A 12,518-nucleotide genomic window follows, 5' to 3' on the forward strand; every position below is an offset into this window, starting at 1 on the left:
TCGAGGCGTGCCCGCGGTTAGTGTCGACGTGTGGTTTGGCTCAGTTCGGGAATCGAAGACATCGGGGATGTCGGAGACGCGCTCATCGGCGTCTTCGAGAATCCGTCGCTGCTGATCGGCATCCCCCTCGCGCTCCTCGGCGCGATCTTCATGTCGTTCGGCGCGCAGTACCAGCACCGCGGTGTGACGAAGGTCGAAGCGCTGAGCGGGGGAGCGGCGTCGGGCGGACTCTCGCTCGCCCAGTTGGGGCGCCTCCTGACGCGGCCGTCGTGGGTCGCGGGCACTGTCATGCTCGCCCTCGCGATCGGATGCCAGCTCGGCGCCCTGTCGTTCGCGCCGCTCATCGTCGTGCAGCCGCTCGGGGCGATCGCACTCGTGATCACGACCCTGCTCAACGCCCGGATCAGCGGTCACAAGCCCACGAAGCGCTCGATCAGGGCCATCATCCTGTGCGTCGGCGGCATCTTCATCTTCGTCACGATCGCCGCACTCGTGGCGACCGACGAACCGGTCTCCGACCAGCAGCTCATCACGATCCTCCTGATCCTCGCCGCCGTCACGATCGCCTTCGCGGGCCTGTGGATCTGGCTGCGCCAGCGGATGAGCGCCCTCTTCTACATCCTCGGCGCGGGCGTCATGTACGGCTTCGTCGCGACGCTCGCGAAGGTCGTCATCAGCCGCATCCAATCGGGCGACTTCGAGTGGCTCACCGTGGTCTGCATCGTCGCGCTCCTGGCCGTGACCGGCATCGGCGCGTACTTCGTGCAGTCCGCGTACTCGTCCGGTCCGCCCGACCTCGTGATCGCCGGCCTCACCGTCATCGATCCGATCGTCGCCATCGTCATCGGTCTCACCGTTCTCGGCGAGGCGGCGTCCGCCCCGCTGTGGGCCTACATCGGCTTCGGCGTCGCCGGGATCATCGCCGTGCTCGGCGTCTTCGACCTCGCACGGAATCACCCGCAGGTGGTCAGCCACAGCCAGGAGCTTCCGATCCAGCGGGGGAGCGGCGGACCCGTCGACCCGGCCCACCCCAAGACCGGGTCGGTGCGCATCACGGAGGCCGTCGCGAAGGTCTGGCCCAACCCGCCCGTCGACGACGAGCCGCGCACTCGGAAGAATCCGCCTCAGTCCTGAGGATCGACCCGGATGACGATCCGGCAGTCCTCGAGGCGGCCGACGCCACCGGCGACCGGCGCAGGAGCAGGGAGCTCCACCTGCGCCTCCCAGTGCGCGTGCGCGTCTTCGGCGGAGGGCCGCCAGACCGAGTCGAACCCGGCGCCGATCCCTCCCAGCGCACCGCCACCGCCCTCGAGCCGACGCCGCAGCTCGTGGCGCTTCAGCCGCGGAGCGATGAGGATGCCGACGATGCCGGCGCCGACCGCCGCGGCGAGCACGATCCACGCGAAGACGTCCACGCCTCGATGGTGCCACGCGAGCCTGACGGTAGGCTCGGATCCGATGGGGGCGGTGGCCAAGCTGGTCAAGGCAGCGGGCTCATAACCCGACGATCGTGGGTTCAAGTCCCACCCGCCCTACACAACGAGGAGATGGCAGATGACCGATTCGCAGCAGGGGGCGGGGCTCAGTCGCGGCAAGCGCGCACTGCTCTTCATCATCGTCGGGGGCCTCGCGGCCGCCGCGCTGGTGAGTGCGGGCTTCGTGGTGTTCGGCGAACAGGGCGACATCGTCGCCCGCGCGCTGTGGACGGTGCTGATCCTCACGGCCTTCGCGCTGATCGTGCTGGCCGAGACACGGGTGCAGTACCGCGAGAGCTGGGTGCTTCCGCTGAGGGTGGGTGGATGGGTCGCCTCGGCCTTCATCGCCCTCTTCAATTCGTGGGACTATCGCACCGACATCGGCGACACGATCTTCCTCGTGCCGCTGACGATCGTCTCGATCGTCGTGATCCAGCTCGCCGTCCTGCACATCACGCTGATGGGCCGCGCGTTCTGGCGTGATCCGTCGCCTGCCATCGCGATGTCGGCGGTCGTGGCGACCGTGTGCGCCGCGGCCGTGGCCGTGATGATCGTGATCCCGCTGCTCGTGCGGCCCGACGATCTGTTCGGCGACACCTATTGGCGCATCGTCGTGGCTCTCGCCATCATCGGGACCGTGGCTACGGTCATCAGCCCGCTCGTGCGGGCGATCGTCCGACCGCGCAGGCCGGAGGCATCCGCCACGGGCCATGCCGGCGAGTCGACGGCTCCCGCCGCCTACCCGGGCCAGGGCGCACCGCACACCGCGCAGCAGATGCCGTCGTCGCCGCCCGCACAGGCCCCCGCGTCGTATCCGCCTCAGCCGGGCTACGCGCCCACGGGGTACGCACCCCAGGCTCCGGCCTGGCCGACCTACTACGGCACCCCGGTGCCGCTGCCGATCCTGCCCGACGGCACGCCCGATTGGCAGGCCTACCACACGGGCCAGCCCACTCCCGGGAGTCGCGCATACCCGCAGGGGTGACTCCGGCCCGGAATGACACGCTTGTGATTCCGGACCTCTCTGGGCGATAATGGCCGGAGCACAACAGAACAGCACGCCACGTACTCCGTGTGACAGGTCGTTGGGGAAGACGCACCTGAAACGAACGGAGAGACGAATGGCGACACCATCAGCGCGCGGGGTGATCTACATTCACTCGGCGCCGCGGGCATTGTGCCCCCACCTCGAGTGGGCGGTCGGTCGCGCCCTCGGGCGTGCCGTCAACTTCGACTGGGACGACCAGCCCGTGCTCGCCGGCAGCCGCCGCGCCGAGTTCTACTGGGAAGGTCCGGCCGGCACCGGCGCCGCCCTCACGACATCGATCCGCGGGTGGGAGCACCTGCGGTTCGAAGTGACCGAAGACCCGACTCCGCGCAGCGACGGCGGACGCTGGCTGCACACCCCGGGCCTCGGCATCCACTACGCGCAGACCGACACCGCCGGCAACGTCGTGATCGGCGAAGACCGCATCCGATACGCCATGGAGGTCGCCGCCGGCGACACGTTCGAGCTCCAGCGCGAACTGCAGATCGCCCTCGGCGCAGCCTGGGACGAAGAACTGGAGCCTTTCCGGCACGCGAGTGACGACGCGTCCGTCGTCTGGCTGCACAAGGTCGGCTGACCCTTCGACAGGCTCAGCGGCCGGAGCCGATGGTCGGTCGCACAACTCCACACACGCAGCGGCACGAGGCGCGACTACCGGACGTCGGAGACGATCGTCCCGGAAGCCGGGAAAGCGAATCCCCGTCTGCGAAGCGAAGACGCCCCCGGGTCTCCCCGGGGGCGTCTTCGGTGATGGCGTCTTCGGTGATGGCGGAGGGTCAGACCGACGCGAACGCGACGACGGCGTTGTGCCCGCCGAAGCCGAACGAGTTGCTGATCGCGAGCTGCTGCCCCGCGCCCAGGTCCTGCGTCTCGCCCGAGAGCCGGAAGGGAACCTCGGGGTCCTGCGTCGTGATGTTGATCGTCGGCGGAGCGATGCGGTCGCGGATCGCGTAGATCGTGAAGATCGCCTCGAGCGCACCCGTGCCGCCCAGGAGGTGACCCGTCGACGCCTTCGTGGCGGAGACCGGGATGTCGTCGATCCGGTCGCCGAAGACGCTGTGCAGTGCGGTGTACTCGTTGGGGTCGCCGACCGGGGTCGACGTCGCGTGCGCGTTGACGTGCGTGACGTCGTCGGGCGAGGCATCCGCCATCTGCAGGGCCATGCGCACGGCGCGTGCGGCACCGGTGCCCTCGGGATCGTTGGCGGTGATGTGGTACGAATCGGCCGTGACGCCGCCACCGAGGACCTCGGCGTAGATCTTCGCTCCGCGCGCCTTCGCGTGCTCCTCGGTCTCGAGGATCAGCACGCCGGCGCCTTCGCCCATGACGAAGCCGTCACGGTCGATACTGCCGGGGCGCGACGCGTGCGCGGGATCGTCGTTGCGGCGGGAAAGGGCCTGCATCGACGCGAACGACGCGATCGTGATGGGGTGGATGGCCGCTTCGGTGCCGCCGGCGATGACGATGTCGGCGAGGCCGGAGCGCAGGTGCTCCACCGCGTTGACGATCGACTCCGTGCTCGACGCGCACGCGCTGGCCACGGTGCGGGCGAAAGCGCGCGCACCGAAGTGGAGGGAGAGGTTGCCGGCTGCGGCATTCGGCATGAGCATGGGCACCGTCATCGGCATGACGCGACGCGGTCCCTTCTCGCGAAGCGTGTCCCAGGCATCGAGCAGCGTCCAGACGCCGCCGATGCCGGTGGCGAAGTCGACACCGAGGCGCTCGGGGTCGACCTCGGGGCTGCCGGCGTCGGTCCAGGCCTCCTGTGCCGCCACGAGGGCGAGCTGCGACGACGGGTCGAGCCGCTTCGCGATCGGGCGCTCGAGGACCGTCTCCGGACGCACCAGGGCTTCGGCGGCGAAGGTGACGGGAAGCTGGTACTTCTCGACCCAGTCGTGCTCGAGCGTGCGGGCGCCGGACGTCCCGGCGAGGAGAGCGGTCCAGCTGTCGGGGGCGGTGCCGCCGATGGGCGACGTCGCGCCGATGCCGGTGACGACGATGCGGGGCGTTGACATGTGGTGGATCCTCTGTTGACCCGGCAGGGACGTCCTGGCGGCGCGTCCCTGCCGGAGCGGGTACTACGCCTGGTTCGACGTGATGAACGTGACGGCGTCGCCGACGAGCTTGAGGTTCTTGACCTCGTCGTCGGGGATCGTGACGCCGAACTTCTCTTCCGCGTTCACGACGATCGTCATCATCGAGATCGAGTCGATGTCGAGGTCGTCGGTGAAGGACTTCTCCATCGCGACCTCGTCGGCCGAGATGCCCGTCTCGTCGGTGATGAGTTCGGCGAGTCCTGCGAGGACCTCGTCGTTCGTGAATGCCATGGGTTTCTCCTGTCTTTCGGGGTATCCCGCGACCCGGCCGGGTCGCGATAAGTCTAGAACCGGGGTGGTGCGCGTCAGGGGAGGACGACGACCTGTGCCGCGTACACGAGGCCCGCGCCGAAGCCGATCTGGAGCGCGAGTCCGCCGCTGAGCTCGGGGTGCTCCTCGAGCAGGCGGTGGGCGGCGAGGGGCACCGACGCCGCCGACGTGTTGCCGGTGGTCTCGATGTCGCGCCCGATCACGACGGTGTCGGGGAGCCCCAGCTGCTTGGCGAACTCGTCGATGATGCGCATGTTGGCCTGGTGGGGGATGAACGCGGCGAGATCGGATGCCTCGACCCCCGCGGCCTCCAGCGCCTGCCGCGCGACCTTCACCATCTCCCAGACGGCCCACCGGAACACGGTGGGTCCCTCCTGGCGGAGCGTCGGCCACGGCGCTTCGCCGTCGCGGAACTGGGTGAGGGTGGCGTTCATGCCCACGGCGTCGGCCTTCGAGCCGTCGGAGCCCCACACGGTGGGTCCGATGCCGGGCGTGTCGCTCGGGCCGACGACGACCGCGCCCGCCCCGTCGCCGAGCAGGAACGAGATGCTGCGATCGGTGGGGTCGACGACGTCGCTGAGCTTCTCCGCACCGACGACGACGACGTGCGTCGCGGCGCCGCTGCGGATGAGCGCATCGGCCTGCGCGACGCCGTAGGCGAATCCGGCGCACGCGGCGTTCATGTCGTAGGCGGCAGCGGGATTGGCGCCCACCCGGTCGGCCACGATGGCGGCGACCGAGGGGGTCTGCTTCGGGTTGGAGATCGTCGCGACGATGACCGTGTCGATCTGATCGGCGGGGACGCCGGAGCGCTCGATCGCCTCGCGTGCGGCATCCGTCGCCAGATCGATCGCGCTCGTGTCCTTGTTCGCCCGCACGCGCGTGACGATGCCGGTGCGCTGGCGGATCCACTCGTCGCTCGAGTCGATCGGGCCGACGAGATCGTCGTTGGGCACGAAGTTCTCGCCTCGCGCCGCGCCGTACGAGTAGATGCGTGCGTGCGCGGCACCGGTGCGCTGCGTCAGGGGGGCGGTCATGCGGATGCTCCGATCAGGTCGGCGGCAGGCACGAGGTCTGCAGGGGTTTTGACGGCGACCGACGGGATGCCGCGCAGCGCGCGCTTGGCGAGCCCCACGAGCGTGCCGGCGGGCGCGAGTTCGACGATGCCCGTCGCACCGGCCTCGGCGAAGGAGGCCATGCACAGGTCCCATCGCACGGGTGAGGCGACCTGGTCGACGAGGAGGTCGCGGAACGCGGCGCCCGAATCGACCGGCGAGCCGTCGCGGTTGGACCAGAGCGAGACGCCGGGGTCCGAAACGTCGACGGCTGCCGCGGCGGCACGCAGCTCCTCGACGGCGGGTGCCATGTAGCGCGTGTGGAACGCGCCCGCGACCTGCAGCGGGATGACGCGGGTGCCTGGGACGGGCTCGGCGGCGAGAGCAGCCAGGGCGTCGAGTGAGCCGGCCGCCACGAGCTGGCCTCCGCCGTTGTAGTTGGCGGGAGTGAGGTCGAGCTCGGCGAGCCGCGCCACGACGGCGGCTTCGTCACCGCCGATGACGGCGCTCATTCCGGTCTTCTCGACGGCGGCCGCCTCGGCCATCGCGCGCCCGCGGATTCCGACGAGGCGCAGGGCATCCTCCTCGGAGAGGACGCCCGCCGCCGCAGCGGCCGCGAACTCGCCCACGGAGTGACCCGCGACGCCCGCCACTGCGGAGCGGTCGGTCAGGGCATTCCACGACAGCAGCGACGCCGCGACGATGAGCGGCTGAGCGACCTGCGTGTCACGGATGCGGTCGGCGTCCCACTCCGTCCCCGCGGCGACGAGATCGACACCAGACCACTCCGAGTAGGCGGCGAGTCGATCGGCCGCGCCGTCGAGCTCCAGCCACGGAACGAGGAACCCGGGGGACTGCGAGCCCTGTCCGGGGAAGACCGAAATGATCATCTGACCATCCTCCCAAGGATTGCGTGCATCGATCTGGCGATCACGGCACAAGAATGCGCGGATGCTTTGTGCGCGGCGTACAGACTCACGGCCCGCCGCGGCGGGACCCGGCGGCAGGACGGCGTCGAGTGGCCTCCGTGCCGATGGATCCGAGGATGAGCGCCGTCTGCAGGATCAGCGCTTCCCGAGGGCCGGTGGCATCCCATCCGATGACCTCCGACACGCGCTTCAGGCGGTAGCGCACAGTATTGGGATGCACGAACAGCTCACGGGCCGTCGCCTCGAGCGACCGCCCGTTGTCGAGGTAGCTCCACAGCGTCGCCACGAGATCGGTGCTGTGAGCCTGGAGCGGCCGGAAGATGCGCTCCACGAGCGTGACCTTCGCCAGCGGATCGCCCGCCAGTGCGCGCTCGGGAAGCAGATCGTCGGCTTCCACGGGTCGGGGGGCATGGCGCCAGGCCTTGGCCACCGCGAAGCCCGCCAGAGCCGCGCGGGCGCTCTGACCGGCGTCCACGAGCGCCGGGACGGGCGGTCCGAGGACGAGATACCCCTGGCCGAAGCCGGGCTCGAGCCGCCGCGCGATCTCGATGAAGGGGATCTCGGTGAGCGGCTCCTCGGTGCGCGAAGACAGATCGGCCCGACCGATCACCAGCACGAGTCGTGAGCCCTGGACGCCGATCAGCACGTCGACGCCGAGCTTGCGCGCCGTGCGGCGCAGCTGATCGACGTCGAACTGGGGCGGAGTGGTGCCCACGAGCACGGCGACCTCGCCGTGGCCGTGCCAGCCGAGCGCGGCGATGCGGCTGGGGAGCTCGTCATCCGCCTCGCCCGTGAGGATCGAGTCGACCACGAGCGCCTCGAGCCGAGCATCCCAGAGTCCTCGCGCCTCAGCGGCGCGGGCGTACACGTCAGCGGCGGCGAAGGCGACCTCGCGCGAGTACAGCAGGATCGCCTCACGCAGGTCTTCGCCCTTGCCGGCGAGCCGCTCCTCCGTCACCTCCACGGTGGCGCGGATCAACTGCAGCGTCTGCTGCAGACTCACGCTGCGCAGCAGTTCGCGCGGCGCGGCGAGGAAGACGTCTGCGGCGATCCACGGCGTCGACTGCGGGTCGTCGTACCACTGGATGAACGACGAGATGCCCGCCTGCGCGACCAGCCCCACAGCGGAGCGGCGCGCAGGCGGCATGTCGGCGTACCAGGGGAGCGACTCCTCGAGCCGGTTGATCGTGGCCGTCGCGAGATCGCCCGAGATGCGTCGCAGCCACGCGAGCTTCTCGGCCTTGTCGCTCGGCGTCGAGCTGTCCGCCATCCGCTGGATCAGCTCTCGCCGCCCGCGTTGCCGCTGGTGCCGGCCGACACATCGTGCAGACGGTACTTGTCGATCGCCTGCTGCGAGAGGCCGCGGTCGACCGCGCCCTCGTCGGCGAGCGACTGCAGCGTGCGCACGACCACCGACGGACCGTCGATCTTGAAGAAGCGACGTGCCGCGGCCCGCGTGTCGGAGAAGCCGAACCCGTCGGCGCCGAGCGCCGCGAAGCGCTGCGGGACCCACGGCCGGATCTGATCCTGCACGGCGTGCATGAAGTCGCTGACGGCGATCACCGGACCCTGCGCATCGCGCAGCTTCTCGGTGAGGTACGCCGTGCGCGGCTCTTCGCTCGGGTGCAGGAAGTTGTGCTCGTCGGCGGCGAGGCCGTCGCGGCGCAGCTCCGTCCACGACGTGACCGACCACACGTCGGCGATCACGCCCCAGTCGTTCTTGAGCAGCGTCTGGGCCTCGAGCGCCCACTGCACGCCGACACCCGAGGCGAGGAGCTGGACGCGGGGTCCGTCTCCCTCGCCCACGGAGATGCGATGGATGCCGCGGACGATGCCGTCCACGTCCACGTTCTCGGGCTCGGCCGGCTGCACGTAGGGCTCGTTGTACACCGTGACGTAGTACATGACGTCGGGGTCGGGGTGGTTTCCGCCGTACATGCGCTCCAGGCCCGAGCGCACGATGTGGGCGATCTCGTAGCCGAAAGCGGGGTCGTACGACACCGTGGCGGGGTTGGTCGAGGCGAGCAGGTGCGAGTGGCCGTCGGCGTGCTGGAGGCCCTCACCCGTCAGGGTGGTGCGGCCCGCCGTCGCGCCGATGATGAAGCCGCGCGCCATCTGGTCGCCGGCAGCCCACTGCGCGTCGCCCGTGCGCTGGAACCCGAACATCGAGTAGAAGACGTAGATCGGGATCAGCGGCTCGCCGTGCGTCGCGTACGACGTGCCGGTGCCGGTGAACGCCGCCACGGCACCCGCCTCGTTGATGCCGACGTGCATGATCTGGCCCTGCGGGCTCTCCTTGTAGGCCAGGAGGAGCTCACGGTCGACCGAGGTGTAGTTCTGGCCGTTCGGGTTGTAGATCTTCGCGGTCGGGAAGAACGCGTCGATGCCGAACGTGCGGGCCTCGTCGGGGATGATCGGCACGATGCGGTGGCCGAAGTCCTTCGCGCGCAGGAGGTCCTTCAGCAGACGCACGAAGGCCATCGTTGTGGCGACCTCCTGCGTGCCGGAGCCCTTCTTCGGCAGTGCGTACACGCTGTCGTCGGGGAGGGTGATCGGCACGTTCGTGACGCGGCGCTCGGGGAGGAATCCGCCGAGTGCGCGGCGACGCTCGAGCATGTACTGGATCGTCTCGTCCTGCGCGCCGGGGTTGTAGTACGGCGGCAGGTACGGGTTCTCCTCGAGCTGGGCGTCGGAGACCGGGATGCGCATCGAGTCGCGGAAGTGCTTGAGATCCTCGAGGGTCATCTTCTTCATCTGGTGGGTCGCGTTGCGGCCCTCGAAGTGGTGGCCCAGGCCGTAGCCCTTGATCGTCTTGGCCAGGATGACGGTGGGCTGGCCCTTGTGCTCCGTAGCCGTCTTGTAGGCCGCGTAGACCTTCTGGTAGTCGAGCCCGCCGCGGCGGAGCTTCCCCCAGATGTCGTCGTCGGACCAGTCCTTCACCATGGCGGCCGTGCGCTCGTCACGGGCGAAGAAGTGATCGCGGATGAACTTGCCGTCCTCCGCGCGGTACGTCTGGAAGTCGCCGTCGGGGGTCGAGTTCATGAGGCGCACGAGGGCGCCGTCGTCGTCCTTCTCGAGCAGCTCGTCCCAGCCACGGCCCCAGACGACCTTGATGACGTTCCAGCCGGCACCGCGGAAGAAGCTCTCCAGCTCCTGGATGATCTTGCCGTTGCCGCGCACCGGGCCGTCGAGGCGCTGGAGGTTGCAGTTGACGACGAAGGTCAGGTTGTCGAGGCCCTCGTTCGCTGCGACCTGCAGCTGGCCGCGGCTCTCCACCTCGTCCATCTCGCCGTCGCCGAGGAAGGCCCAGACGCGCGATTCGGAACGGTCGAGGATGCCCCGGTTGGTGAGGTACTTGTTCGTCATCGCCTGGTACACGGCGTTGATCGGACCGAGACCCATCGACACGGTCGGGAACTGCCAGTAGTCCGGCATGAGGCGCGGGTGCGGGTACGACGAGATGCCCTCGGGCGCCCGCGACTTCTCCTGACGGAACCCGTCGAGCTGCGCTTCGCTGAGGCGGCCCTCGAGGAACGAGCGGGCGTAGATGCCGGGGGAGGCGTGGCCCTGGATGAAGATCTGGTCGCCGCCGGTGGGATCGTCGAGGCCGCGGAAGAAGTGGTTGAAGCCCACTTCGTACAGCGAGGCCGACGACGCGTAGGTCGAGATGTGACCGCCGACGCCGATGCCGGGGCGCTGCGCGCGGTGAACCGTCATCGCGGCGTTCCAGCGGAGCCAGCGGCGATAGCGGCGCTCGACCTCTTCGTCACCGGGGAACTCGGGTTCGTTCTCCGGCGCGATCGTGTTGATGTAGTCGGTCGTCGGAACCTGCGGCACGTTGAGCTGCAGCTCGTGCGACGTGTGCAGGAGGCTCAGCATGATCTCGCGGCCGCGGCCGGAGCCCTTGGCGTCGACGAGCTGCTGGAGCGACTCCTGCCACTCCGCCGTCTCGTCGGGATCGCTGTCGAGGGGGCCCTGGGAGTACGGATCCTGGTCGTTGACAGTCACAAGAGACCTTTCGTCATCTGGCAGGTCATGCCAGGGAATGGGGCTTCTGATGCGCGTGGCTTTGTTCAGCACGCACAACGCATCGGTAATCAGCCTAGCGACTCCCGGAGGTCGCGGAACGGATATGCGGTGGGCCCTGCCGGGATCGAACCGACGACATCCACGGTGTAAACGTGGCGCTCTACCAGCTGAGCTAAAGGCCCGCGCCCCGATTCTAGGGCCGTCGCGTCGCGAGGCATCCCGCTGCGTCATCCGGATCTGACAGGATGCGCGCATGGACGAAGAATTCGACGCGTTCTCCGCATCCCTCGCCGCTCCTCTCCGGCGGCGCGATCTCGCCGCCCTCTCGGAGCTCATCGCCGAGCACGATGCCGTCATGCTCGTGCGCCAGCTCGAGCGCGAGGACGCCGCGGATCGTGCGGTGATCTACCGGCTGCTGCCGCGGGATCGCGCGCTCGAGGTCTTCGAGCTGCTCGAGCCGGGGCTGCGTGCCGAACTGTTCAGCGGTCTCCGCGACGACGACGTCACACGGCTCTTCGAGGAACTCGACCCCGACGACCGGGCACAGCTCGTCGACGAGCTTCCCGCGGGGGTCGCGCAGAAGCTCATGCGCGGGCTGTCCCCGGCGGAGCGCGACCTCACGGCGCCGATCCTCGGGTATCCGAAGGGATCGATCGGTCGCTACATGAGCACGGAGTACGTCCGTCTGCAGCCGCAGCTGACGGTGGGTGACGCGTTGACGCACGTGCGGCACCGCGGCACCGACGCCGAGACCGTCTACACGTTGCCCGTGACCGACACCGAACGGCGCGTGCTCGGCGTCGTCGGGCTCCGCGACCTCGTCATGCGACCGGGCGACACGCTCGTGTCCGATGTCATGACCGAGGCCATCCACGTGCACGCCCACGACGGCGCCGAGCCCGCGGCACGCAGCCTCGTCGACGCGCAGGTGCTCGCCGCCCCCGTGGTCGACACCGAGGATCGGCTCCTCGGCATCCTGACGATCGACGACGCTTCGCGCATCCTCGAGACGGCGGAGGACGAGGATGCGGCACGACAGGGCGCGTCCGAACCCCTCGGACGCCCGTACCTGACCACTCCGGTGCTCGGGATCGTGCGCTCGCGGGTCGTCTGGCTCCTCGTCCTGGCGATCTCGGCGCTACTCACCGTCCAGGTGCTCGGCGTGTTCGAAGCGACCCTGGAGGAGGTCGTGACACTCGCCCTCTTCATCCCCCTCCTGACGGGCACCGCGGGCAACACGGGCTCTCAGGCGGCGACGACGGTCACCCGTGCCCTCGCGATGGGGGAAGTGCATCAGCGCGACGTCCTGTCGGTGGCCTGGCGCGAAGTGCGCGTGGGCCTCACGCTCGGCGGGCTGCTCGGCATCCTGGGCTTCGGACTGGGGAGCATCGTCTTCGGCTGGGAGCTCGGCCTCGTGCTCGGAGTCACCCTCGTCGCGATCTGCACGCTGGCCGCGACGGTCGGCGGTGCGATGCCGATGCTGGCCCGCGCGGTGCGCGCCGACCCCGCTGTGTTCAGCACGCCGTTCATCTCGACGTTCTGCGATGCGACGAGCCTGATCATCTACTTCGCGGTGGCCACCTGGATCCTGGGCCTCTGACGTCGGCTGCGGGCGG

The 12,518-nt window shown here is 69.5% G+C and carries 11 protein-coding genes and 2 tRNA genes; 5 read left to right on the top strand and 8 right to left on the bottom strand.

Going from position 1 to position 12,518, the window contains the following annotated elements; translation table 11 throughout:
* Window positions 1–30: 30 nt before the first annotated feature.
* Complete coding sequence (locus tag B0B14_RS06610; protein ID WP_076680646.1) at window positions 31–1,134, top strand: DMT family transporter; 1,104 nt, start codon at window positions 31–33, stop codon at window positions 1,132–1,134.
* Here the strand turns inward: B0B14_RS06610 and B0B14_RS06615 are convergent.
* Window positions 1,125–1,415: a YtxH domain-containing protein gene (locus tag B0B14_RS06615; RefSeq protein ID WP_076680647.1), complete on the bottom strand. Its 291-nt coding sequence runs from the start codon at window positions 1,413–1,415 to the stop codon at window positions 1,125–1,127. The genes B0B14_RS06610 and B0B14_RS06615 overlap by 10 nt on opposite strands.
* 46 nt (window positions 1,416–1,461) lie before the next feature.
* Between B0B14_RS06615 and B0B14_RS06620 the strand changes: the two genes are divergently transcribed.
* The 3 genes from B0B14_RS06620 (at window position 1,462) to B0B14_RS06630 (ending at window position 3,100) form a co-directional block, all read left to right on the top strand.
* A tRNA-Ile gene (locus tag B0B14_RS06620) sits at window positions 1,462–1,535 on the top strand.
* 19 nt (window positions 1,536–1,554) lie between these two features.
* Window positions 1,555–2,460: a hypothetical protein gene (locus tag B0B14_RS06625; RefSeq protein WP_076680648.1), complete on the top strand. Its 906-nt coding sequence runs from the start codon at window positions 1,555–1,557 to the stop codon at window positions 2,458–2,460.
* Window positions 2,461–2,596: 136 nt separating this feature from the next.
* Window positions 2,597–3,100 carry a DUF3145 domain-containing protein gene (locus B0B14_RS06630; RefSeq protein ID WP_076680649.1) on the top strand — a complete coding sequence of 168 codons (504 nt, stop codon included), beginning with the start codon at window positions 2,597–2,599 and terminating at the stop codon, window positions 3,098–3,100.
* A gap of 199 nt (window positions 3,101–3,299) precedes the next feature.
* Here the strand turns inward: B0B14_RS06630 and B0B14_RS06635 are convergent, their stop codons facing one another.
* The 7 genes from B0B14_RS06635 to B0B14_RS06665 form a co-directional block, all read right to left on the bottom strand.
* Window positions 3,300–4,538, bottom strand: a complete 1,239-nt coding sequence (locus B0B14_RS06635; RefSeq protein ID WP_076680650.1) for a beta-ketoacyl-[acyl-carrier-protein] synthase family protein — start codon at window positions 4,536–4,538, stop codon at window positions 3,300–3,302.
* Window positions 4,539–4,601: 63 nt separating this feature from the next.
* Entirely contained in the window at window positions 4,602–4,850 is a 249-nt protein-coding gene (locus tag B0B14_RS06640; RefSeq protein ID WP_076680651.1) for an acyl carrier protein, read from the bottom strand.
* Between the two features lie 74 nt (window positions 4,851–4,924).
* Window positions 4,925–5,926: a beta-ketoacyl-ACP synthase III gene (locus tag B0B14_RS06645; RefSeq protein ID WP_076680652.1), complete on the bottom strand. Its 1,002-nt coding sequence runs from the start codon at window positions 5,924–5,926 to the stop codon at window positions 4,925–4,927.
* Entirely contained in the window at window positions 5,923–6,834 is a 912-nt protein-coding gene (locus tag B0B14_RS06650) for an ACP S-malonyltransferase (protein WP_076680653.1), read from the bottom strand. The genes B0B14_RS06645 and B0B14_RS06650 overlap by 4 nt, the downstream gene beginning before the upstream one ends.
* Window positions 6,835–6,919: 85 nt before the next feature.
* Window positions 6,920–8,143, bottom strand: a complete 1,224-nt coding sequence (locus tag B0B14_RS06655; protein ID WP_076680654.1) for a PucR family transcriptional regulator — start codon at window positions 8,141–8,143, stop codon at window positions 6,920–6,922.
* Window positions 8,144–8,151: 8 nt separating this feature from the next.
* The gene (gene aceE / locus B0B14_RS06660; RefSeq protein ID WP_076680655.1) at window positions 8,152–10,881 is read right to left on the bottom strand and encodes a pyruvate dehydrogenase (acetyl-transferring), homodimeric type; all 2,730 of its coding nucleotides are present in this window, start codon (window positions 10,879–10,881) and stop codon (window positions 8,152–8,154) included.
* Window positions 10,882–11,011: 130 nt separating this feature from the next.
* A tRNA-Val gene (locus B0B14_RS06665) sits at window positions 11,012–11,084 on the bottom strand.
* Window positions 11,085–11,155: 71 nt separating this feature from the next.
* Here B0B14_RS06665 and mgtE point away from each other — a divergent pair.
* Window positions 11,156–12,502, top strand: a complete 1,347-nt coding sequence (gene mgtE, locus B0B14_RS06670; RefSeq protein WP_076680656.1) for a magnesium transporter — start codon at window positions 11,156–11,158, stop codon at window positions 12,500–12,502.
* Window positions 12,503–12,518 lie beyond the last annotated feature (16 nt).

The sequence above is a fragment of the Microbacterium sp. RU33B genome (assembly GCF_900155915.1).
GTDB lineage: Bacteria > Actinomycetota > Actinomycetes > Actinomycetales > Microbacteriaceae > Microbacterium.